The organism is Affinirhizobium capsici, from assembly GCF_977018625.1.
Genome location: NZ_CDRNXD010000004.1, coordinates 1,529,103 through 1,552,342, shown reverse-complemented (window position 1 = coordinate 1,552,342; position 23,240 = coordinate 1,529,103). Strand labels below are relative to the sequence as shown.

The window sequence follows — 23,240 nt, the reverse complement described above, 5'->3', positions numbered from 1 at the left end:
AACCGCACGCAGTTTTGGCCGAAGGGCACTAAATACAAACGGCGCGCCCCGATGGAGCGCGCCGTTTCGTTTTTACAAGCCAGCGATTACTTATTTGCTGCGACGGAGAGGCCCAGCATGTCAGGCAATGTGTTTGGAGCTGCTTGCGCCGCGCCAATAATCATCGGCAGCGGAACAGGTGCCTTGGGCTCAGCAGCAATGGTGAAATTGCGCGGGTTATCGAGGAAGCTGTTGACGGCAGTCGATACGCTGTTCTGCAAGGCTGGCAGGTTCAGCTGCGCCATCATCAGCGGTGCCATTCCCTTCAGCATCATTGCCATCTGTTCGCCGGAAACACCCTGCGATTTTCCAGCATAGGCCAATGAGCGCTTGGTGATGCCAGCATCATCGAAACTGATTTTCGCGCTATTGAACGTCAGCTGCTGAAGCAAGCCAAGCATGGCAAGGCCAGCTGCCTGCTGTGCAGCTTCCTTGTTTTCCGTTTGCTCCATGGCCTTCGTTGTTTCGCGAATAGACTTCAGGAACTGCATAGTATAGCCGGACAAGCTGACCTGCATGTCCAGACGGCCGATATTGGCAAAATCCAGCGCGTATTCAGTCGTGTTGATCGTGCCGCTTTCAATTTCCCATGAGCCGACCATCGTGATCTTCCCATCGATCTTGGTGAGGCCGAGGCTTTCAATGCTTTCTTTTGCCTTCGGATCGTCGATGGTGGAGAGATCCATCGAAATGCCATCGACTGCACCGTTGAAGCTCAAGGAAGAGTCGTCTTCCGCCCGCTCGATCTCGATCTTCGACTCGCGAATGCCGACGACCTGTTTGCCTTCCACAGCAATCGTGATCGGCCCTGTGTGGCCTTCGTCGTACATCATCAGCGAATCGATAGTGTCGCCGTTGACGTCTCCGGGAACATAAAGCCCGGACATATACATGTCTTTTGCCGTGAAGGTGGTCTTCTCTTGCGTCACGTTGACGTCTTGGAAGGAAGCCTTCTCGATCGTGTAGCCGCCAGCATCGTCTTCTTCGACGCCCGAAAGTGTCACATCGCCCAGCTTCAGCCGTGCATCGGGTGCTGCACCTTCATTGCCAACCGAAACGCTCTTCAAGGTCACCGTAGAACCATTAACATCAACCGAACCAACTGCGATATCGCCCTGCTGCAGGTTGAAACCCGCTGTCAGCTTCTTGACCAGGTCATTGCCATCGAGAGCAAAGGCAGGCGAGGCAGCAAGCCAAAGGGCCGTGCCGGCAAAAAGGAACCGAGTGGACTGAACGCGCATCATCAAAATTATCCTCCAGAGGCCCCTTGGACCTGCAAAGCTGTTTCGAGGTGAACTTATATGCCGTGCGACGAAAAGGTCCATGGGCCGGTGCGCGTATAAGTTCAAAAATACATCTCTTGCGAAAACCAGCGCCACAAAAGGTGGCCTGATTATGTGGTCATCCACAGGCTCCTCTCGGCCTTTTCTTGCCGGGAATCGGGCTTTCCGGTAGTCAAGACCTATGGGAAAAAATCTGACACCTCCGCCCGGTGATGAAGGCGGCGATCACATCCTGCCGGTAGACCTGAAGGCTGCGCTCGAGGAGCGCTACCTCGCCTATGCGCTTTCCACAATCATGCACCGCGCTCTGCCGGATGTTCGCGATGGTTTGAAGCCCGTCCATCGTCGTATCATCCACGCCATGAGCGAGATGGGGATACGTCCCAATTCCGCTTTCAAAAAGTGTGCGCGTATTGTCGGTGACGTGATCGGTAAGTTCCACCCGCACGGCGACCAATCAGTCTACGATGCTCTGGTGCGTCTCGCGCAGGATTTTTCCCAACGCTATCCTGTGGTCGACGGACAGGGTAATTTCGGCAATATCGATGGCGATAGTGCTGCTGCTTATCGATACACCGAAGCGCGTATGACCGATGTGGCAGCGCTGCTTCTGGAAGGGATAGACCAGGATGCGGTGGATTTCCGCCCCACCTACAACGAGGAAGATGAAGAGCCTGTTGTTCTGCCGGGTGCTTTTCCCAATCTTCTGGCAAACGGCGCATCCGGTATTGCTGTTGGCATGGCGACCTCCATTCCGCCGCACAATGCGCATGAACTGTGCGATGCTGCCCTTCATCTGATCAAGCATCCCGATGCCACGGTCGAAAAACTTGTCGAATTCATTCCCGGTCCGGATTTCCCAACCGGCGGAATTATAATCGATGGACCCGAATCCATCATTGATGCCTATAAGACGGGCCGTGGCGGCTTTCGTGTTCGTGCGAAATGGGAAACGGAAGATCTCGGCCGCGGCGGCTATCAGATCATCATTACGGAAATTCCCTTTCAGGTGCAGAAATCGCGGTTGATCGAGAAGATCGCCGAGCTGCTGATCGCACGAAAACTTCCTTTGCTGGAAGATGTGCGCGACGAATCCGCTGAAGATATTCGCGTTGTCCTGGTGCCGAAGAACCGCACCGTGGATGCCACGCTCCTGATGGAATCGTTGTTCCGTCTGACGGAGTTGGAAAGCCGCTTCCCCCTCAACATGAATGTGCTGAGCCAGGGCAAGGTTCCGAAGGTCATGGCCCTCAATGAGGTGCTGATCGAATGGCTTGGTCACCGCAAGGATGTGCTGATTCGCCGTTCGCGCTTCCGCTTGGCAGCGATCGAGCGCCGCCTGGAAATTCTGGGTGGTCTGTTGATCGCCTATCTGAACCTCGATGAAGTTATCCGCATCATTCGCGAGGAAGACGAGCCGAAGCCCGTCATGGTCGCGAAGTGGGATCTCACCGATATTCAGGCAGAAGCAATCCTGAACATGCGACTGCGCAACTTGCGCAAGCTGGAAGAGTTCGAAATCCGTAAAGAATTCGATGAGCTTACCCAGGAAAAGGAAGAGATTGAATCACTGCTGGCTTCCGATTCCAAGCAGTGGAAGGTCATCGAGCATGAAATCCAGGATGTTCGAAAGACTTTTGCCAAGGGCAAAGGTAAGCCATTTGCACGCTTAACGCAGTTTTCCGACGCGCCGACAGCAGATATCGAAGCTATTCAGCAGGCGATGATCGAGAAAGAGCCGGTCACGGTGGTCATCTCGCAGAAGGGCTGGATTCGTGCGCTGAAGGGGCACATGTCGGATACGTCGGGCCTGACCTTCAAGGAAGGCGATGCGCTGAAACTCGCTTTCCCCGCCCAGACAACGGACAAGCTGTTGCTGCTCACAACGGGTGGCAAGGCCTATACGCTGGGCGCTGACAAGCTGCCGGGTGGCCGAGGCCATGGCGAACCAATCCGCATCATGGTCGATATGGAAAACGATCAGGATGTTCTCACCGCCTTCGTGCACGACGCTTCGAGAAAACTGCTTCTGTCCTCCACGGCTGGCAATGGATTCATCGTGGCTGAAACGGATCTCGTAGCCAATACCCGCAAGGGCAAGCAGGTCATGAATGTGGCCATGCCGGATGAGGCCAAGCTGGTGGTGCCGGTCTCGGGCGATCACGTAGCTGTGGTGGGTGAAAACCGCAAACTCCTGGTTTTCCCGCTCGCACAAATTCCGGAAATGAGCCGTGGCAAGGGCGTTCGCTTGCAGCGGTACAAGGATGGCGGCATATCCGACGTGAAGTTCTTCGCCATGGCCAACGGCCTGACTTGGGAAGACAGCGCAGGCCGCGTCTTCTCCAAGAATAAGGATGAGCTTCTGGAATGGATGGGCGACCGCGCAAGCGCTGGCCGCAATGTACCGAAGGGCTTCCCGAGAAGCGGAAAGTTTGGCGGTTGAAGCCTTGGGATCGAAGGAACGGCGGGCTGAATATCAGTTCGCCGTTACTGCGTTCCCCCCGCCTTCAGCAGCTTAAACTGCATCTGTCATCTGATCTGGAATAAAAGCTTCCCATCCACGCGGTGTAAGATGCTCTTGCGGCTGAAAGCGCGTTTTGTAGTGCATCTTCGCCGAACCCTTGACCCAATAGCCTAGGTAAACGTGGGGCAGGCCCAGTTGGCGGGTACGCTGAATGTGGTCCAGGATCATGAAGGTGCCCAGCGAACGCTTATCGGCTGCTGGATTGAAGAACGAGTAGACCATGGAGAGCCCATCGCTCATCAGGTCCGTCAAAGCTACAGCGATCAGTTCACCCTTCGGCTGATCACCGATGCCTTGGCCGGGCACCCTTTTGCGGTACTCGATCAGGCGCGTGTTGACATGCGTATCCTCAACCATGATCGCATAATCCAGCGCAGACATATCGGACATGCCGCCGGTCTGGTGGCGATCATCGAGATAGGTTCGAAATAGCGTGAACTGCTCCGTCGAAGGCTGAGGCGGTAACATGGTGCCAACGAGGTCTCTATTGGCAGCTAGTACTTTGCGCATGGTGCGGTTCGGCTCAAAAGAGTTTGCCAGAATTCGCACGGAAACGCAGGCTCGGCAGCCCTCACAGGCGGGTCTGTACGCAATATTCTGCGAACGGCGAAAACCGCCTTGCGTCAGGATATCGTTCATTTCAGCGGCTCTGGGACCGACCAGATGGGTGAAGACCTTTCGCTCCAGCTCACCGGGAAGATATGGGCAAGCCGCCGGTGCCGTCAGGTAAAACTGCGGAGATGGCGTTGCCTGTGTATTCATCCGCGAAAGTAGACCTTTGCTCTCTGCCGAAGGGCAGTTTTGCCCCGCAATTGTGATGAATCAATAGCATGGCGCAAGTTGGGGAAACGTCAACACGCCTTGCTAAACGTTTCCCTTATTTGATGTTAATTTGTTCGAACAACCACTGTTCCGAGTAGGAGATCGTGCACGAGGCGCGAGCGCTCAACAAACAATCCGGCCAGCAAGATTAGCGGAGTGAGGAAGGAGTTGAGAATCCAGAACAGGACCATGTGGACGACCGCCGTCATGAAATCGATCTGTCTGCCATCCAGCCGTGCCATTGCGATGCCGGCGGCCCGCATGCCAGGGCTTGCCTGGCTACGTCCGCCCAGTGTCCAGCCAAAATAGAACAGAGCGGTAAGGACAAAGAGGGCAGGGTATAGCGCCCAGCCAAAGCCAAAGGTGATGATGCCCAAGAAGAACACGACAATCGCCGCCGGAATGCAAAGCAGCAGCACCAGCATGTAATCGATGATGAATGCAAACATGCGGCGGGACAGCACGCCGCTATAGGCGCGCCAATCTTCCGGTGCGGCAACAACAGGGCTGTTTTCGATGGACATCAGGGCTCTCCCTTGAGTGTGGTGAGATGGATATGGGATTTACTGAAGGCCGCCGCAATATCGGCGGCCCAAAGAGCCATTCCAATTTATCCTCTGCCCAGTTTCTTAGCGACCTCGATCGCGAAATAGGTCAGGATTCCATCGCAGCCTGCACGTTTGAAGCAGAGCAGCGTTTCCATCATGATGCGTTCGCCATCAATCCAGCCATTCATGGCTGCGGCCTTGATCTGTGTGTACTCACCGGAAACCTGATAAGCGAAAGTAGGCAGGCCAAAGGCTTCCTTCATCCGCCAGCAGATATCGAGATAAGCGATACCAGGTTTCACCATCAGCATGTCGGCGCCTTCTTCCACATCGAGCGCAGCATCGCGAAGGGCTTCCGTCGCATTTGCGGGACTGATGTAATAGCTGTTCTTGTCGCCTTTCAGCAGGCCACCTGTATTGATTGCCTCCCGGTAGGGGCCATAGAAGCCCGAGGAGAATTTGGTGGCATAGGACATGAGCCCCACATCCTGATGGCCAGCCGCATCCAGCGCACGGCGAATAGCACCAATACGGCCATCCATCATTTCGGAGGGTGCGATAATGTCCGCCCCTGCATCGGCCTGGAGAACGGCAGCCTTTGCCACCTGATCGACGGTTTCGTCGTTCAAGATGATGCCGTCCCGCATGATTCCGTCATGACCATGGCTGGTGAAGGGATCAAGCGCGACATCCGTGATGAGACCGATATTGGGAACGGCCTTTTTCACGGCACTTGTGAAGACATTGATGAGGTTGTTGCGTTCCAGAATTTCTGAGCCGGTGGCATCTCGCTTGTCCATCTCCACATCCGGGAAGGGCGCGATGGCGGGAATGCCAAGATCGGCGGCCTCCCGGATTGCTTCAACGGCCTTGTCCACACTCATGCGGTTAACACCGGGCATGGCCGTGATCGGATCGACGATATTAGTGCCGGGTACGATGAAGATCGGCCAGATGAGATCATCCACCGTCAGGCGATTTTCCTGCACCAATCTGCGGGTCCAATCGGCCTTGCGGTTGCGCCGCATGCGGCGATGGCCCGTGATTTCATCTACCAGATGGGTCTTGTTGGACATGGGGAGACCTCTTCTTATCCATCGTTAAAGACCTCGGTTACCACGCAAGATTGGTGAAGGCGATAGGTCACCCCGTCGCGCTCTGGCGGCGAGCCTGCAAGATGTTTATTCTACCGCCATGGAACATGATTCACCGCAGACCCCTCAGCGCAGCCTCACGGATATTCTCTTTGTGGTTTTCCTACGCATCGTCGCACTGGCGTGCCTTTGGCTCGGATTGCAATACTGGGCCATGCTGGTCGGTTATTCTTTTGAAGGGCGGGCCCGCTTCGATCTTTTAAGCCTGCCCTGGCGGGTTGCCGGTTCTGCCCTGGCCGTTGTCTTTCCGGTCGCATCCATCGGTTTGTGGATGGCTACATCCTGGGGACCGGTGCTTTGGGCCATCGGTGCAGGCAGCCAATTGTTGATGTATCAGGTTTGGCCAGAAATTTTCGGAAGCAATCTCATCCTGCCGCTTCTGCACGGGCTCGTCGCAGCTCTCTATATCCTCTTTCGAATTGCCATTTGGCTGGAGGAAAAGCGAAAAATTGAAGAGAGGGTAAGGGTTGGTTAACCCTGAATATTGTCAGATTGCGCTTAGTTTTTGATAAAATTCGAACTATAACTCATTGATTTTTATAGCCTAGATTGGAAGAAGGCGAGGGTGTGTCACAGCTTCGTCCCATTCGAGAAATGCCATTAACCCTATGTTAGCCGTATGTTTTAAGTCGAATTTTATGGGCCTCCGATAGTCTCATTCACAAGGCGGGAATAAACAGACACCGCCAAACAAAACAGTGAGGCAGACATGTTGAACACCAAGCTCAAGGCCCCGGCCACCCCAGCTGATACGCATGAAGAAGCCATTCGCGATCTCTACATGGAATCGCTTCATTTGGTGGAGCGTCTCCATCGCCGCCTTCTCGACGTCATTAAGGACGAGTTCGACCGTCAGGGTCGGGACGATGTCAACGCCGTGCAGGCGCTGCTCCTTTTCAATATCGGCAATTCCGAACTGACTGCTGGTGAACTGCGTTCACGCGGCTACTACCTCGGATCGAACGTTTCTTACAACGTCAAAAAGCTGGTTGACCTTGGTTTCATCAACCACCAGCGCTCGCGCATCGATCGTCGCTCTGTCCGCATCAGCCTGACCAAGGAAGGCCAGGAAATCGCGGAAGTTGTAGCAAAGCTCTACGAGCGCCACATCGGCTCCATCGAAAAGGTTGGCGGTATTGGCGAATCGGAATTCCAGCAGATGAACAAGCTGCTCCAGCGCCTGGATCGCTTCTGGAACGATACCATCGCTTACCGCATGTAATTCAACTCCTTGCTGGCCAGTGAACCCGATCCACAAGCGTTCAGCCGGCGCGAGACAAGACCCGAGTAACACCTCCAGATATAGCGAAGCCGGATGCCTTCCCTGCCATCCGGTTTTCGCTATTTGCGCATCTGGATCTTTTTGCATGCAGTCACGTTTTCACACGCAGCTGTGACCAAATTTCTCCTGACAACAATTGGCCATATTGCTATGTGACCGCCAATACAGGTTGTGGCACGGAATCTGCTTGCGGCGCGGGCTATGCTCGGAAGCAGGGCGGCCCTGGAGGACAGCCTCCACGACGCTTTGTTAACCATATCCGCGTAAGGCATGCTGGATTAGTGCCCCGGATCAGATGGATCGGATGATGTCGAAGAAGAGCGAATTCGAATTTATGTCCCGCAGATCGCTGTTGCGGTCCGCCGTTTCCTTGGGTGCCGCCGCTGTGGCGGCTCCGGTTCTGGCGCAGGACGCGCTTCAGGATGTCATTTCCTCTCCCCGTCGCGGCAGCTGGGACGATCAGTTCGATTCCAACGCCGCGTCGCGCGCAACGGTGAACGTGGTCTCCAACAACCCAGTTCTTGGCACACAGTCTCCGGCATATATCCAGCAGGCGATTTCCCAGTACCAGTCCATCGTCTCCAACGGTGGCTGGCCGCAGGTGACGCCAGGCCAGGCAGGTCTTCGCATTGGTAACGCGGACTCATCCGTCCAGCAGCTGCGCCAGCGTCTGGCAATTTCCGGTGACCTGCCGCAATCGGCAGGCATGTCGCCCTCCTTCGATTCCTATGTTGAAGGTGCGGTGAAGCGCTTCCAGGTCCGTCACGGCCTGCCTGCCGATGGCGTTTTGGGCGAGTTCACGCTGAAGGCGATGAATGTTCCGGCTGAAACGCGCCTTATGCAACTGCAGACCAACCTCGTGCGCGTTCAATCCATGTCGGGTGATCTGGGCCTGCGCCACGTGATGGTGAACATTCCTGCTGCCTACATCGAAGCCGTCGAATCGGACCGTGTGGTTCTGCGCAACACCGCGATTGTTGGCCGCATTGACCGCCCGACCCACCTCGTGAATTCCAAGATCTACGAGGTTATCCTCAATCCGTATTGGACTGCACCACGCTCGATTGTCGAAAAGGACATCGTGCCGCTGATGCGTAAGGACCCCACTTATCTGAAGCGCAACAATATCCGCCTGTTCGATGGCAAGGGTCAGGAAGTTGCGCCTGAAACCGTGGATTGGAACGCGCCAAAGGCTCCGAACCTGATGTTCCGCCAGGACCCGGGTAAGATCAACGCCATGGCGTCCACCAAAATCAACTTCTACAACAAGAACGGCGAGTACATGCACGACACGCCGCAGCAGGGCTTGTTCAACAAGCTGATGCGGTTTGAATCTTCCGGTTGCGTGCGCGTTCAGAACGTGCGCGACCTGATCACCTGGCTGCTGCGCGATACGGCGCCTTGGAGCCGTCAGGAAATCGAGCGCGTAATCGCAACGGGTGAAAACACGCCTATCAAGCTGGCACAGGAAGTGCCTGTCTATTTCGTGTACATCACCGCATGGTCCGCAAAGGATGGCGTGGTGCAGTTCCGCGATGACATTTATCAGCGTGACGGTGCGACGGAAGTGGCGCTCGGCACGAAGACCGGCATGGAGCAGTCTGCTGGTTCTATCGATGAGGACATGTTGCCGCAGCAATAAAAGGCCAGCGGCAGAGCTAAATGAAAGAGCGGGCCAGTTTGGCCCGCTTTTGCGTTCCAGATGTTCGCAAATGATATCTTCGGCGTCGCGCCTCGCGCTTTAGTAACACCTTGTTCTGATGCCAAATGCGCAAGACATATTGCCCTTGCGCGGCAGTATCGCTAAGACCCCAACGCATCAGTTTTTGCAGGAGCCCCGTCATGTCGCATAGAGATGCATTCTTCTCCCGTTCGCTCGCCGAATCCGATCCGGAAATCTTTGGCGCGATTGAGAAGGAGCTGGGTCGCCAACGTCATGAAATCGAGCTGATTGCTTCTGAGAACATCGTTTCGCGCGCTGTCTTGGAAGCCCAGGGCTCGATCATGACCAACAAGTACGCGGAAGGCTATCCGGGCAAGCGCTATTACGGCGGTTGCCAGTTTGTCGATATCGCGGAAGAGCTGGCCATCGAGCGCGCCAAGAAGCTGTTTGGCGTTAACTTCGCGAACGTCCAGCCGAACTCCGGCTCGCAGATGAACCAGGCGGTGTTTCTTGCGCTGCTTCAGCCGGGCGATACTTTCATGGGCCTCGACCTCAACTCCGGCGGTCACCTGACGCACGGTTCGCCGGTCAACATGTCCGGCAAGTGGTTCAACGTCGTCTCCTACGGCGTTCGCGAGGAAGACCATCAGCTGGATATGGACGAAGTTGCCCGTAAGGCGCAAGAGCACAAGCCAAAGCTGATTATCGCTGGCGGCACCGCCTACTCCCGCATCTGGGATTGGAAGCGCTTCCGCGAAATCGCTGACTCTGTCGGTGCCTATCTCATGGTAGACATGGCGCACATCGCAGGTCTGGTGGCTGGTGGTGTTCATCCGTCGCCGTTCCCGCACTGCCATGTTGCAACGACAACGACGCATAAGTCTCTGCGCGGCCCGCGCGGCGGCATGATCCTTACCAACGAAGAGGATCTGGCAAAGAAGTTCAATTCAGCTGTTTTCCCTGGCCTCCAGGGTGGTCCGCTGATGCACGTCATTGCAGCAAAGGCAGTTGCTTTTGGCGAAGCGCTTAAGCCGGAATTCAAGGATTACGCGGCTCAGGTTGTAAAGAACGCCAAGGCGCTTGCTGAAACCCTGATCAAGCATAATCTCGATATTGTATCGGGTGGCACCGATAACCATCTGATGCTGGTGGATCTTCGCAAGAAGAACGCGACGGGCAAGCGCGCTGAAGCCGCTCTCGGTCGCGCCTTCATCACCTGCAACAAGAACGGAATTCCGTTCGATCCTGAAAAGCCGTTTGTTACCTCCGGTGTTCGCCTGGGCGCTCCGGCTGGCACGACGCGCGGCTTCAAGGAAGCGGAATTCACGGAAATCGGTAACCTGATCGTCGAAGTTCTCGACGGCCTAATGGTTGCCAATTCTGACGAGGGCAATGCAGCGGTGGAAGCCGCCGTGCGCGAAAAGGTTGTTTCGCTCACTGACCGCTTCCCCATGTATCCCTACATGTAAGAGGCAAGGATCAGATGCGCTGCCCATACTGCGGTTCCGAAGACACACAGGTCAAGGACTCGCGCCCGGCGGAGGATTTTACCTCCATTCGCCGGCGGCGCATCTGCCCGGATTGCGGCGGTCGGTTCACCACCTTTGAACGCGTGCAATTGCGCGAACTGATGGTGGTGAAGAAGACCGGCCGCAAGGTTCCGTTTGATCGGAACAAGCTTGTCCGTTCCTTCCAAATCGCGTTGAGAAAACGTCCGGTGGATAACGACCGGATCGAGCGTGCGGTATCTGGAATCGTGCGCCGTCTGGAAAGCTCAGGCGAAAGCGAAATCAACTCTGAACAGATCGGTCTGCAAGTTCTTGAGGCGCTCAAGAGCCTGGATGACGTGGCCTTCGTCCGGTACGCCTCCGTTTACCGCGACTTTTCCCATGCTGAGGATTTCGAGAAGGTCATTTCCGAAATTACAGCCAAAATCGGGCGTGACTCGACCGTGGAGTCTTGAGGCGTGGTATCGCGCACAGACGATGAACGCTTTATGGCTGAGGCCATTGCGTTATCCCGCCAGCACACTGGCTTAACGGAAACAAACCCTTCTGTCGGCTGTCTGATTGTCAAGGACGGTCAGGTTCTTGGCAAGGCGGTGACTGCGATCGGTGGTCGACCGCATGCCGAAACGCAGGCATTGGCCTTGGCAGGTGAGGCGGCCCGCGGCGCTACCGCCTATGTGACACTTGAGCCCTGCTCGCATTATGGGCGAACACCGCCTTGCGCCAATGCGCTTGTTGCTGCCGGTATCGTACGCGTCGTTGTCAGCCTGAAAGATCCTGATCCGCGTGTTTCCGGTCGCGGGCTTGCCATTCTGGAACAGGCTGGAATTGAGGTTGTCACCGGGGTGCTTGAACCAGAAGCACGGGATGCCCTTCGCGCCTACCTCATGCGACAGGTCAAGGCGCGCCCCTATGTGACCCTGAAACTTGCGGTTTCAGCTGATGGCATGATTGGTAAAGCAGGGGCAGGGCAGGTCGCTATTACAGGCCCCCTGTCACGCGCTCAGGTTCATGCGATGCGCGTGGAAATGGATGCCATTCTTGTTGGAATAGGCACAGCACTGGCGGATGATCCTGAACTAACGGTGCGGCTGCCCGGTCTGGAAGAACGTTCGCCGCTCCGCATCATTTTGGATCGCAAGCTGCGCCTGCCATTGGAAAGCAAGCTGGTGCGCACAGCGCATCAAGTGCCGGTGATTGTTGTGGGAGATCGCTTTGCGGAATCTGCGCAAGCACTGACTGCGGCGGGCGTGGAAATCGTTGATCTGCCTGATCTACCCTCGCTTTTAACGGAACTGGCCCGGCGCGGGCTCTCGTCTTTGCTGGTGGAAGGTGGTGCCGAAGTTGCCAAGGCGTTCCTTCGTTCTGGTCTCGTGGATCGGATCGTGCTGTTTAAAGGGCCGGATGTGATTGGCGATGGCGGCATTGAAACACCAGTTACGCACGACGATATTCCCGCGGAGTACAATCTGGTTCGGCGTTCCAGCTTTGGTGCGGATCGCTGTTGCGAATATGAGAGGAAGTTCGAATGTTCACCGGTATCGTGACGGATGTTGGCAGTGTCGCTGCTTTAACGCCTTTGGCTGAAGGCGTCCGCATTCGCGTGGCAACGAGCTATGACCCATCGACGGTCGATATCGGCGCCTCTATCGCCCACGCGGGTGTGTGTCTGACCGTAACCAAGCTCCCGGAGACTGGTACCAACGAGCGTTGGTACGAGGTGGAAGCCTGGGAAGAGGCGCTTCGGCTAACGACGATTTCATCCTGGGACGTGGGAACGCGTATCAATCTGGAGCGCGCGCTCAAGATTGGGGATGAGCTGGGTGGGCACATCGTTTCCGGCCATGTCGATGGGAAGGCCGAAATTCTTTCTGTGACATCAGAGGGAGAGGCTGTGCGCATTCGCCTGCGCGCACCGGAGCAATTTGCCCGGTTTGTCGCGCCGAAGGGTTCTGTTGCCCTGGATGGCACATCCTTGACGGTTAATGCTGTTGAAGGAACTGATTTCGATATTTTGCTGATCCGCCATACGCTTGAAGTGACCACGTGGGGAGAGCGCAAGCCGGGAGACTTCATCAACTTCGAGGTTGATACCATGGCACGTTATGCTGCGCGTCTGGCAGAGTTTCCAGCCGCATATGAGACGAAGTAGGCAGCAGTTTTAAGCGCTGTAACATGGAGTATCGGGCGGAAACGGCGTGAGCCGAGACCGCCTTGCATAGCTGTATCCACGAAAATCGCTTGCCATTCTGCGCGGGGCATGGTTTGACCGCGCCAATTCCCAACATCTTAAATCGCAGAATTGCGACCAGGACGACCCATGACCGATTCTTTGAAGCCTCACCTTTTGATCGTGGAAGCACGATTTTACGATGACTTTGCCGATGCCCTTCTAGACGGTGCGAAATCCGCGCTCGATGCGGCAGGCGCAACCTATGACGTCATCACGGTCCCCGGCGCATTGGAAATTCCGCCTGCGATCGCAATGGCATTGGATGCAGCAGAGCAGGGTGGCGTCAACTATGATGGCTTCATCGCACTTGGCATGGTGATCCGGGGGGAGACCTATCACTTCGATATCGTGGCGAACGAATCCTCCCGCGCATTGATGGATCTGGCGGTTTCTGAATCGCTCGCCATCGGTAATGGCATCCTGACTGTCGAGAACGACGAGCAGGCTTGGGCACGCGTTCGCAAGACCGACAAGGACAAGGGCGGATTTGCTGCCCGTGCGGCGCTGACCATGATCGAGCTGCGCGAAAAATTGGGCGCCTGATCCATGTCCAAAGACCCTTTGCATCCGATAAAGCCTGCCAACCAGCGCGGGGCCGCGCGTTTGGCTGCTGTTCAAGCCCTCTACCAGATGGACATTGGCGGCACCGGCGTTCTGGAAGTTGTTGCTGAATATGAGCAGCACCGTCTAGGTCAGGAACTGGATGGCGACACTTACCTGAAGGCTGATCCTTCCTGGTTTCGTTCCATTGTGTCCGGTGTCGTGCGCGATCAGCAGAAGATTGATCCGCTCGTTCGTTCCTCCTTGCAGGAAAGCTGGCCGCTTTCGCGCCTGGATTCTACGTTGCGTGCGATCTTGCGTGCAGGAACCTTCGAGGTGCTTGAGCGCAAGGATGTGCCAACCCCGGTTATCGTGACAGAATATGTCGAGATCGCTCAGGCTTTCTTCGAAGGCGAAGAACCGAAGATCGTCAACGCGGTGCTGGATCGCATCGCAAAGCAGATCAGATCAGAAAAGAAATAGCGGTAGGCTGAAATGAACGAGGCGGGCGGCACGGAACTGGATCGGCAGACAGGTGCCGCAAAGCGCAACGTTTTCCTCCTTGCTTGTGCTCAGGCGGTCATGGGGTCTGCCGCCCCCCTTGCCATTTCTGTTGGGTCTTTGGCTGGCTACCAGCTTTTAGGCGCGGATAAGTCGCTTGCGACCGCGCCCGTTACCGGCTTCAATATCGGCACAGCCTTGGGCGCGGTGGGCATTGCTATCCTTTCCCGCCTTCTTGGCCGGCAGTCGGCTTTCATGGTTGGCGCAATCCTTGGTGCCGCTGGTGGGGGGCTTGCGACGACTGCGCTGTTCCAGGGAAATTTCTGGCTATTTGCCATCTCTCTGCTGCTGATCGGCATGAGCGGGGGCTTTACCCAGAAGATTCGATTTGCGGCAGCCGATGCGTCTCCCTCACACTTTAAGCCCAAGGCCATTTCCTGGATCTTAGGTGCTGGGATTGTTTCCGCCATCATCGGTCCGCAACTGGCCATCTGGGCCAAGGATATTTTCTCACCTGTTACCTTCGCGGGCACCTTCATGGCGCTCTTGCCACTTAGCCTGATTGCGCTAGGAATTCTCTTCTTCCTGAAATTGCCGCAGCCGATGAAAGCTAATTCAGTGGACGCGCCCGCGCGCCCTTTGCGAGAAATTATTGCGAATCAGAGGTTCGCAACCGGCATGATCTGCGGCATTGGCAGCTATGCCTTGATGACTTTCGTGATGACCGGTGCACCTCTTGCCATGGTTGTTGGCTGCGGTTTTCCAACCGAACTGGCAACACTTGGCATTCAATGGCACGTGCTAGCAATGTTCGGCCCCAGCTTCTTTACCGGCATGATCATCAGCCGCATCGGCGCCGAAAAGGTTGTGGCGCTTGGGCTCATCACCCTGATGGCCTGCGCGATCGTTGCCCATATGGGTATCGAGCTTTGGAATTTCTGGGGCGCTCTGGTTCTATTGGGAATAGGCTGGAATTTCGGCTTTATTGGCTCAACTGCCATCGTTGCCTCCACTTATCGCCCGCAAGAGGCAGATAAGGTGCAGGGATTTCACGATATCTTCCTGTTCGGCACGGTCGCGCTTTCCTCCTTCTCGTCGGGCAAGTTTTTCACCTCCTATGGCTGGAGCTTCATGAACCTGTTCATCTGGCCGGTCGCGATTGTCTGCCTTCTCCTCATCACCATGCTGATGTTGCGCCGTAAACGGACTGCAACTGTCTGAAAATGAACCGGAGCCTCCGGTTCTTCGTCTTATGCGCATATTTCCTTGACGACGTTCATTAACGCCCTCAATCTCGCAAGCGATCGGTTAGCCTCGTTCTTGGGAGGGGACGGCTTTCTGATCCTGCCGGTGCGATCTTGCAGCCGGCGTTTCGGGAGAGGTAATTCGTATGACAGTGATACTGGGAGTGATCGTCTGCGGGTTCTTATCGGTCGCCTATGCCATCTGGGCAACCCGATCGGTTCTGGCAGCAGATCAGGGCAATGCCCGTATGCAGGAAATCGCAGGCTATATTCGAGAAGGTGCTCAAGCTTATTTGACGCGCCAATACATGACCATCGCGATCGTTGGTGCTGTTGTTGCAATAGGAACCTGGCTGCTTCTGTCGGGCCTTGCAGCGATTGGCTTCCTGATAGGAGCCGTGCTTTCGGGTGCCGCTGGCTTTATCGGCATGCACGTATCTGTCCGTGCCAACGTACGCACGGCACAGGCGTCGTCTCACAGCTTGGCGGCAGGCCTTGATATTGCATTCAAGTCCGGCGCGATTACCGGAATGTTGGTGGCGGGCCTCGCGCTTTTGGGTGTCTCCATCTATTTCTGGCTGCTGGTTTCGGTTCTCGGTCATCCGGTGGGCTCACGCGAAGTCATCGATGCGCTTGTGGCTCTGGGCTTTGGCGCCTCTCTTATTTCCATCTTCGCCCGTCTCGGAGGCGGCATCTTCACGAAAGGCGCGGATGTCGGCGGCGATCTCGTCGGAAAGGTAGAGGCCGGTATTCCGGAAGATGATCCGCGCAACCCGGCAACCATTGCAGACAATGTGGGTGATAACGTCGGAGATTGCGCCGGTATGGCTGCTGACCTCTTCGAGACCTATGCCGTCTCGGTTGTCGCAACCATGGTGCTCGGAGCTATCTTCTTTGCCGGTGCGCCAGTGTTGGCCTCAGTGATGACCTATCCTCTGGCCATTTGCGCAGTCTGCATCATTACTTCCATCGTCGGCACGTTTTTCGTCAAGCTCGGCACCAATGGCTCAATTATGGGAGCGCTCTACAAAGGGCTCATCGCAACCGGTATACTCTCCATTGTTGGACTTGCCATCGCCACCATGCTGACTGTCGGCTGGGGAACAATCGGAACCGTGGCTGGCAAGGAAATTACTGGCACGAATCTCTTCTTCTGCGGCGTTCTTGGCCTCGTCGTTACGGCCTTGATCGTGGTGATCACGGAATACTACACAGGCACCAACAAGCGCCCGGTCAATTCCATCGCACAGGCCTCGGTGACGGGCCATGGAACAAATGTCATCCAGGGACTTGCTGTCTCCCTGGAATCGACAGCGCTTCCAGCCATTGTCATTGTCGGCGGTATCATCACCACCTACCAGCTGGGAGGTCTCTTCGGCACCGGCATCGCCGTGACAGCCATGCTGGGGCTGGCGGGCATGATCGTGGCGCTCGATGCCTTCGGCCCCGTTACCGACAATGCAGGAGGCATCGCGGAAATGGCTGGCCTTCCGCCGGAGGTGCGTAAATCCACTGATGCGCTGGATGCCGTCGGCAACACCACCAAGGCTGTCACCAAAGGCTATGCCATCGGTTCGGCGGGTCTCGGTGCGCTGGTCCTCTTCGCGGCCTATGCGAATGACCTTTCCTACTTCGCCGCCAATGGGCAGCAATATCCTTACTTTGCGGATGTTGGCGAAATTTCTTTCAGTCTCGCAAACCCTTATGTCGTGGCCGGTCTCATTTTTGGTGGCCTCATACCCTATCTCTTTAGCGGCATGGCGATGACCGCCGTTGGCAAGGCAGGCGGTGCAGTCGTTGAGGAGGTTCGCCGCCAGTTCAGGGAAAAGCCTGGCATCATGCAGGGCAGGGATCGACCCGATTATGGCCGGGCTGTGGACATGCTGACCCGTGCGGCCATTCGGGAAATGATCATTCCATCGCTGCTACCCGTGCTCGCCCCCATCGTCGTCTATTTCGGCGTGCTGCTCATCTCAGGCTCCAAGGCATCGGCCTTTGCCGCTCTCGGTGCCTCGCTTCTCGGCGTTATCATCAACGGGCTTTTTGTCGCGATTTCCATGACGTCTGGCGGCGGAGCCTGGGACAACGCCAAGAAGAGCTTTGAAGATGGCTTCGTGGATAAGGATGGCACACGCCACATGAAGGGTTCCGAAGCGCACAAGGCATCCGTGACGGGCGATACCGTGGGCGACCCTTATAAGGATACTGCGGGACCCGCCGTGAACCCTGCCATCAAGATTACCAATATCGTTGCCCTGTTGTTGCTGGCTATATTGGCGGCCTGACGCAACGGCATGGTGGCATGAAAAAACCCGCGAGGCTGATGGCTTCGCGGGTTTTTTATGTGTCATTGAGCTTAACGGCTCAGCATGTTTTTGAACGTGTTCGCACCGCTGCTTGCGGCACCAACGCCACCGCTCAGAAGCTGCTGCAGGAATGTCAGGTCGCGACCACCTGTCGGTGTCGTGCGGCTGATGTTTTCGAAGACCTTCCCGTCCTTCAGCGTGTAGATCGCGCGGCGGGCGACGGTACCTTCCTTGTTGAAGTAGATGGCGACAACGGTTTGCTCAACCAGTTGCGGCTTCATGAATGCCACTGCGCGGTGACGCTTCTGCGAAATATAGTAGAACACTTCACCGTCGAAAGTCGCGGTGGTGGAAGGCGTGCCCATGCTGAGCAGAACCTGCTCGCGGCTCGAGCCTTCGGGAATCAGATCCAGCGAATCTTTGTCCAGAACATAGCCATTATAGATCGTCTGGCCGATATCCATGCTGGTGCAGCCAGAAACGCCAAGCGCGACTGCGACGGTCACCACGGCCACTGTGCTTTTCAAATTCAGGTTTGACCCAAACACGCGCTTCTTCAACACCTTGTCCTCATGTCTTCTTGCCGGTCGAGCGGCAGCATCCCCTGCTGCGATAGCATTGTGGCTATTCCGCGAAGCCTGCAACGGCAATCGACGGCTTCCTGCATTTATTCACGCAAATGCAAGGCAAGACGGATCGGCATTGCAATTCGTGCCTGCTTCGGTAAACCACCTTTTGTTCGCTTGCAACAAGGCTGGTGGATTCAGCTTAGCCTTTAGACAGTAAAGACCACATGGCCGTGTCAAACATGATCGAGTGTTTTATCTGATGATCTTCAACTTCTTTCGGAAGAACAAGAGCAATCGCGTCATTGTCGATCGTCAGTACGAGACCTTGACATCGGCGGCCCGCATTCCTTTCTTTTATACCGAAATGGATGTGCCGGACACGGTTATGGGCCGTTTCGAGATGCTGTGTCTCGTGATGATTCTCTTCTTCCGGCGCACTGGTAAATCCGGCACTAGCGGGCAAGAGCTTGCGCAAGAAATTATCGATGCCTTTTTCCAGGATATCGATCATTCCATTCGTGAGTTGGGGATTGGTGATCAATCTGTTCCCAAACGCATGAAAAAACTGGCAGGCATGTTTTACGGTCGGGTTCAATCCTATGGAGATGCGCTGTCGAGTTTAGACCACGCCGGTTTGGCTGAAGCGCTTCGCCGCAATATTTACCCTGGCGAGGAAGCAGCACCCGCCATGCTTGGGTTGGCAAGGTGGGCGTTGCGGACTGAGGCAAATTTATCCGCGGTGACGGATGACGAAATTGCGCATGGCACGTTGAAGTTGCCTGCACCCACGAATGAGGATTTGACGTGAAAAGCCGAGGCGACGCAGAAGCAGAGGTTCCGTTTTCCTATCCCGTCAAGGTTGGTCATATCTCGGCCAATGCCGTGACTGTGCGGCTTGCCGCAGACGAGCGAGAGCGTGCGGGGCTTGCCGAACTGTGGCAGGTACTAACCGTGGACGAACTCTCCGCTGAACTTCAAATCGCGCGCTGGAAAAAGGATGGGGTGCGGCTCAAGGGGCATGTCACGGCCCGGCTTCAGCAGGCCTGTGTGGTGACGCTGGAGCCGGTGCCGAGCGTTATTTCCGAAGATTTTGAGCAGATTTTCGTCCCCGAAGGCTCCAAGCTTGCCCGCTTCATGACCGGAGAGAATGCGGAATTGGTGCTTGACCCCGATGGCCCCGATATCCCGGAGACGTTCGAGGGCGATACGATTGATGCGGGCGCAACGGTTGCCGAAATGGTGGCGCTCGCCATCGATCCTTATCCTCGCAAAAGCGACGCCGAATTTCAGGATCATATCGAGTCTGATCCCGCCACGGCGCAGGACAAACCCAATCCATTTGCAGTGCTCAAGGATTGGAAAAGCAAGGAATAGAGTTTGCATTCGCTTGCTAAGGAGTTGTATGGGGCAGAGGAAGCGGTAATTTGGCCGCAACAACGCCCGGCCGGCGATAGAAGGACCAGGAACGCGTGATCAGAATCTCTCTTGATGCCATGGGTGGCGATTTCGGTCCCGCCGTTGTCATTCCAGGCGCGGCGAAGGCTCTTGAGCGTCATCCCGATATCACCTTCGTGATTTTCGGCCAGGAGCAAGAATGCGCGCCCATTCTGGCGAAGCACCCGAAGCTCAAGGAAAAATCTATCTTCCACCACTGCGAAGTTGCCGTGACGATGGATGAGAAGCCGAGCGCCGCCTTGCGGCGAGGCCGCTACGTGTCCAGCATGTGGCGCGCGATTGAAGCCGTCAAAACAGGTGAGGCGGATGCCGCCGTTTCCGCTGGCAATACCGGCGCTCTTATGGCCATGGCGAAGTTCTGTCTCCGCACTATGGAAAACATCGAGCGGCCTGCTATTGCCGGGATCTGGCCGACCTTGCGAGGCGAAAGCATCGTATTGGACATTGGCGCAACCATTGGCGCGGATGCGCAGCAGCTTCTCGATTTCGCCCTGATGGGCGGGGCCATGGCTCGTTCGCTGTTCGAAATTGAGCGTCCAACGGTTGGTCTGTTGAATGTTGGTGTGGAAGAGGTCAAAGGACAGGAAGAGGTGCGGGAAGCCGGTCGCATGTTGCGTGAGGCGAACCTCTCGACCATCTCCTACCACGGCTTTGTTGAAGGCGACGATATCGGGCGCGGCGTCGTGGATGTGGTCGTCACCGAAGGTTTTACGGGCAATATCGCCTTGAAAACGGCGGAAGGCACAGCCAAACAGATGGCAGAACTGCTGCGCTCGGCAATGTCTCGCACACTTTTGTCCAAGCTTGGATATCTTCTGGCCAAGGGCGCATTTGACCTGCTGCGGGAAAAGATGGACCCGCGCAAGGTCAATGGCGGCGTGTTCCTCGGTCTTAATGGTATCGTCATCAAAAGCCATGGCGGAACGGATGCTGAAGGGTATGCTGCGGCAATTGACGTTGGTTACGACATGGTGCGCAACGCTCTTAACGAGAAGATTGTGCAAGATTTGAAAACATATCACGCCCGCCGCCTGCCGCCCGCAGGACCGGAAGAAGCGGCGTGACAAAAGGATATTAACTCGAATGATTCGTTCTGTTGTACGCGGTTTCGGGTCGGCGCTGCCAAAGCGCGTTGTGCCGAACAAGGAACTTGAGAGCCTGGTCGAAACCTCGGATGAGTGGATTGTCCAGCGTACAGGCATTCGCCAGCGCTATCTGGCTGGAGAGGGGGAAACGACCGCTTCTCTGGGTGAAGCAGCGGCACGTTCGGCGCTAGAACGCGCTGGCATGACCGCCGACGACATCGATCTGGTTATCGTTGCCACGTCCACCCCGGACAACACATTTCCGGCGACGGCGGTAAATATTCAAAATCGCTTAGGGATGACCAAGGGTTATGCCTTTGACGTTCAGGCTGTCTGTACAGGCTTCGTCTATGCCATGGCCACTGCAGACGCTCATTTGCGTGCAGGCCTTGCCAAGCGTGCGCTGGTGATAGGTGCGGAAACATTCTCCCGAATCCTCGATTGGAATGACCGAACCACCTGTGTTCTGTTTGGCGACGGCGCAGGCGCTCTCGTTCTTGAGGCGCAGGAAGGTGAGGGCACGATTGCGGATCGCGGCGTGCTGACCTCTCACCTTCGCTCGGATGGCTCCCATAAGGAAAAGCTTTATGTGGATGGAGGTCCCTCCAGCACAGGAACGGTTGGTCACCTCCGCATGGAAGGGCGCGAAGTCTTCAAGCACGCTGTTGGCATGATTACGGATGTGATCGAGGCCGCGTTTGAGGCAACCGGCACAACAGCCGATGATTTGGACTGGCTTGTGCCGCATCAGGCAAACCGCCGCATCATTGATGGCTCCGCCAAGAAACTTGGCATTCCTCTCGAAAAAGTTGTGGTGACAGTCGATCTGCATGGCAATACTTCGGCGGCTTCCATACCCTTGGCGCTGTCCGTTGCAGCGGCTGATGGGCGCATCAAAACTGGTGATCTCGTGATGTTGGAAGCGATGGGTGGAGGCTTCACCTGGGGCGCTGTCATGCTTCGCTGGTAATGTCATATTTACAAGTGCTTGACCCTGCGCTTTAACAAACATAGTGTTTGAAAAAATTGATCAATACATCACCGAAATGGGCGAGGGTCATGGCCGGTAAAACAGTAACACGGGCAGATTTGGCAGAGTCGGTGTTTCGCAAAGTCGGTCTGTCGAGAACTGAATCCGCTGAATTGGTGGAAACAGTCATCGATGAGATCTGCAACGCCATTGTTCGCGGCGAAACGGTCAAGCTTTCTTCCTTCGCTACCTTTCAGGTACGCTCCAAAAATGAGCGTATAGGTCGCAATCCGAAGACCGGCGAAGAGGTCCCTATTTCGCCGCGCAGGGTTATGACCTTCAAGGCTTCGAATGTCTTGAAGCAGCGAATTCTGAAGTCTCATCTTGCGCGGAAAGCCAAGCAGAAGCCGGCCAATCCTGCCAGTTAACCTACTATTGAGTGATGAATGCGAGCAAGGCCGGTGCTGAATGCGCCGGCCGCTTTCGTTGTCGCTAATCTCTTTAGGCTTCTGAAACGGCGTTTTAAGTCTGTTCATGGGTAGACTTGCCGCTTGAAATCTTCCCCGCAAGGCGTTGAATATACATTGCCTAGAAGGATCAACGGTGATTCATTGAGAGCTTATCCGGTTTCACTATTTCAACCGCTCTATTGAGAATCAGGGAGTTCGCAACGTGGATAAGAGCCCGGATGCATTCCGTACCATCAGCGAGGTTGCCGATGATCTGGATCTGCCACAGCACGTCTTGCGATTTTGGGAAACACGTTTCCCGCAAATCAAGCCAATGAAGCGTGGAGGAGGCAGGCGCTACTATCGCCCGGAAGACGTGGATCTGCTGAAAGGCATTCGCCACCTGCTTTACGATCACGGCTACACGATCAAAGGTGTCCAGAAGCTGCTGAAATCAAACGGCAACAAGTTCGTTACCGCCATTGCGACAGGCGATATGGCGACGATGGAAGCCATCATGGCAGCCAATAGCGACCGCGGAGCCGAGCCAAAGGTGGGAGTGATTGCGGACGAGGATCAAGTTCTGGGCAAGCCAAAGACCAAGCCCAGTGGGAGGTTCTTCAGCTTTGGCAGCTCAAGCGAGGATGATTTGGAAGTTTCGATTGGCAAAAGTTCAATCGGAAAGGAGGATCGTGCGCTTCTGCAGGAAGCTCTCTTCGATCTTCTGGAATGCAAAAGATTGCTTGATCAGGTGCGCTAGGATCTGACGGTTATTGCCACTGCTATCAGTGCAATGATCAAGCCCTAACCTTCGAAAGAGTCTGCGTCTGCTGATGGCGCGATAAAGCTTCTGCTTTCTTTGCGGCAAGCGGCACACAAATGGTAAACAGAACAAGACCCATTAGGAAAATTCGCCCGGATAGCGCCATGAAAACCTCACCCCTCGGTTTATGCCGTGGAACGATGATACCGTAAACTTGCATGAAACTGAAATCCTAAAATTGTAAGCTTTTGGACCAAGATTGCTTTTAATTGCGATTTGCCAGAAGCTGAAATAATTCATTA

General features: G+C 55.6%; 23 protein-coding genes. 18 read left to right on the top strand and 5 right to left on the bottom strand.

What is annotated here, in order from left to right:
- Positions 1-86: 86 nt before the first annotated feature.
- Entirely contained in the window at positions 87-1,283 is a 1,197-nt protein-coding gene (locus tag AC0JZ1_RS10890) for a hypothetical protein (RefSeq protein WP_471882379.1), read from the bottom strand.
- Positions 1,284-1,503: 220 nt separating this feature from the next.
- On the opposite strand from AC0JZ1_RS10890, the gene parC reads away from it, so the two are divergent.
- The gene (gene parC, locus AC0JZ1_RS10885) at positions 1,504-3,765 is read left to right on the top strand and encodes a DNA topoisomerase IV subunit A (protein WP_471882378.1); all 2,262 of its coding nucleotides are present in this window, start codon (positions 1,504-1,506) and stop codon (positions 3,763-3,765) included.
- 72 nt (positions 3,766-3,837) lie between these two features.
- Here parC and AC0JZ1_RS10880 read toward each other — a convergent pair whose 3' ends face one another.
- The 3 genes from AC0JZ1_RS10880 to hemB form a co-directional block, all read right to left on the bottom strand.
- Positions 3,838-4,608 (bottom strand): arginyltransferase, encoded by a 771-nt coding sequence (locus tag AC0JZ1_RS10880; protein WP_471882377.1) that lies wholly within the window; start codon positions 4,606-4,608, stop codon positions 3,838-3,840.
- A 125-nt stretch (positions 4,609-4,733) separates the two neighbouring features.
- Entirely contained in the window at positions 4,734-5,192 is a 459-nt protein-coding gene (locus AC0JZ1_RS10875) for an RDD family protein (protein WP_471882376.1), read from the bottom strand.
- 86 nt (positions 5,193-5,278) lie between these two features.
- Positions 5,279-6,292 carry a porphobilinogen synthase gene (gene hemB, locus AC0JZ1_RS10870; RefSeq protein ID WP_471882375.1) on the bottom strand — a complete coding sequence of 338 codons (1,014 nt, stop codon included), beginning with the start codon at positions 6,290-6,292 and terminating at the stop codon, positions 5,279-5,281.
- Between the two features lie 118 nt (positions 6,293-6,410).
- Here hemB and AC0JZ1_RS10865 point away from each other — a divergent pair, with 118 nt between their 5' ends.
- The 11 genes from AC0JZ1_RS10865 to AC0JZ1_RS10815 all read left to right on the top strand — a co-directional run bounded on the left by AC0JZ1_RS10865 (position 6,411) and on the right by AC0JZ1_RS10815 (position 17,626).
- Positions 6,411-6,845 carry a DUF6163 family protein gene (locus AC0JZ1_RS10865; protein ID WP_471882374.1) on the top strand — a complete coding sequence of 145 codons (435 nt, stop codon included), beginning with the start codon at positions 6,411-6,413 and terminating at the stop codon, positions 6,843-6,845.
- A 234-nt stretch (positions 6,846-7,079) separates the two neighbouring features.
- Positions 7,080-7,592, top strand: coding sequence for a transcriptional regulator LdtR (gene ldtR / locus AC0JZ1_RS10860; protein ID WP_471882373.1), 513 nt, complete (start codon positions 7,080-7,082; stop codon positions 7,590-7,592).
- 367 nt (positions 7,593-7,959) lie between these two features.
- Positions 7,960-9,294: a L,D-transpeptidase family protein gene (locus AC0JZ1_RS10855; protein WP_471882372.1), complete on the top strand. Its 1,335-nt coding sequence runs from the start codon at positions 7,960-7,962 to the stop codon at positions 9,292-9,294.
- Positions 9,295-9,494: 200 nt separating this feature from the next.
- Positions 9,495-10,784 carry a serine hydroxymethyltransferase gene (gene glyA, locus AC0JZ1_RS10850; protein ID WP_471882371.1) on the top strand — a complete coding sequence of 430 codons (1,290 nt, stop codon included), beginning with the start codon at positions 9,495-9,497 and terminating at the stop codon, positions 10,782-10,784.
- A 14-nt stretch (positions 10,785-10,798) separates the two neighbouring features.
- Positions 10,799-11,278: a transcriptional regulator NrdR gene (gene nrdR / locus AC0JZ1_RS10845; RefSeq protein WP_377395046.1), complete on the top strand. Its 480-nt coding sequence runs from the start codon at positions 10,799-10,801 to the stop codon at positions 11,276-11,278.
- Positions 11,279-11,281: 3 nt separating this feature from the next.
- Positions 11,282-12,370 (top strand): bifunctional diaminohydroxyphosphoribosylaminopyrimidine deaminase/5-amino-6-(5-phosphoribosylamino)uracil reductase RibD, encoded by a 1,089-nt coding sequence (ribD, locus tag AC0JZ1_RS10840; RefSeq protein WP_471882370.1) that lies wholly within the window; start codon positions 11,282-11,284, stop codon positions 12,368-12,370.
- Positions 12,352-12,975, top strand: coding sequence for a riboflavin synthase (locus AC0JZ1_RS10835; RefSeq protein ID WP_471882369.1), 624 nt, complete (start codon positions 12,352-12,354; stop codon positions 12,973-12,975). The genes ribD and AC0JZ1_RS10835 overlap by 19 nt, the downstream gene beginning before the upstream one ends.
- A 168-nt stretch (positions 12,976-13,143) precedes the next feature.
- The gene (gene ribH / locus AC0JZ1_RS10830; RefSeq protein WP_471882368.1) at positions 13,144-13,599 is read left to right on the top strand and encodes a 6,7-dimethyl-8-ribityllumazine synthase; all 456 of its coding nucleotides are present in this window, start codon (positions 13,144-13,146) and stop codon (positions 13,597-13,599) included.
- A 3-nt stretch (positions 13,600-13,602) separates the two neighbouring features.
- Complete coding sequence (gene nusB / locus AC0JZ1_RS10825) at positions 13,603-14,079, top strand: transcription antitermination factor NusB (protein ID WP_471882367.1); 477 nt, start codon at positions 13,603-13,605, stop codon at positions 14,077-14,079.
- Positions 14,080-14,091: 12 nt separating this feature from the next.
- Positions 14,092-15,318 (top strand): MFS transporter, encoded by a 1,227-nt coding sequence (locus AC0JZ1_RS10820; protein ID WP_471882366.1) that lies wholly within the window; start codon positions 14,092-14,094, stop codon positions 15,316-15,318.
- 169 nt (positions 15,319-15,487) lie between these two features.
- The gene (locus tag AC0JZ1_RS10815; protein WP_471882365.1) at positions 15,488-17,626 is read left to right on the top strand and encodes a sodium-translocating pyrophosphatase; all 2,139 of its coding nucleotides are present in this window, start codon (positions 15,488-15,490) and stop codon (positions 17,624-17,626) included.
- Between the two features lie 71 nt (positions 17,627-17,697).
- Here the strand turns inward: AC0JZ1_RS10815 and AC0JZ1_RS10810 are convergent, their stop codons facing one another.
- Complete coding sequence (locus AC0JZ1_RS10810) at positions 17,698-18,207, bottom strand: outer membrane protein assembly factor BamE (protein ID WP_471883421.1); 510 nt, start codon at positions 18,205-18,207, stop codon at positions 17,698-17,700.
- Positions 18,208-18,475: 268 nt separating this feature from the next.
- Here AC0JZ1_RS10810 and AC0JZ1_RS10805 point away from each other — a divergent pair, with 268 nt between their 5' ends.
- The 6 genes from AC0JZ1_RS10805 to AC0JZ1_RS10780 all read left to right on the top strand — a co-directional run bounded on the left by AC0JZ1_RS10805 (position 18,476) and on the right by AC0JZ1_RS10780 (position 22,935).
- The gene (locus AC0JZ1_RS10805) at positions 18,476-19,024 is read left to right on the top strand and encodes a ubiquinol-cytochrome C chaperone family protein (RefSeq protein WP_471883420.1); all 549 of its coding nucleotides are present in this window, start codon (positions 18,476-18,478) and stop codon (positions 19,022-19,024) included.
- Positions 19,021-19,590, top strand: a complete 570-nt coding sequence (locus AC0JZ1_RS10800; RefSeq protein ID WP_471882364.1) for a YceD family protein — start codon at positions 19,021-19,023, stop codon at positions 19,588-19,590. Before AC0JZ1_RS10805 ends, AC0JZ1_RS10800 begins: the two co-directional genes overlap by 4 nt.
- 95 nt (positions 19,591-19,685) lie before the next feature.
- Positions 19,686-20,735, top strand: a complete 1,050-nt coding sequence (plsX, locus tag AC0JZ1_RS10795; RefSeq protein WP_471882363.1) for a phosphate acyltransferase PlsX — start codon at positions 19,686-19,688, stop codon at positions 20,733-20,735.
- 19 nt (positions 20,736-20,754) lie between these two features.
- Entirely contained in the window at positions 20,755-21,726 is a 972-nt protein-coding gene (locus AC0JZ1_RS10790) for a beta-ketoacyl-ACP synthase III (protein WP_471882362.1), read from the top strand.
- An 89-nt stretch (positions 21,727-21,815) separates the two neighbouring features.
- Positions 21,816-22,154, top strand: coding sequence for an integration host factor subunit alpha (locus tag AC0JZ1_RS10785; RefSeq protein ID WP_377396530.1), 339 nt, complete (start codon positions 21,816-21,818; stop codon positions 22,152-22,154).
- A gap of 244 nt (positions 22,155-22,398) precedes the next feature.
- On the top strand, positions 22,399-22,935 hold the full coding sequence (locus AC0JZ1_RS10780; protein ID WP_471882361.1) for a MerR family transcriptional regulator: 537 nt from the start codon (positions 22,399-22,401) through the stop codon (positions 22,933-22,935).
- Positions 22,936-23,240: the final 305 nt, after the last annotated feature.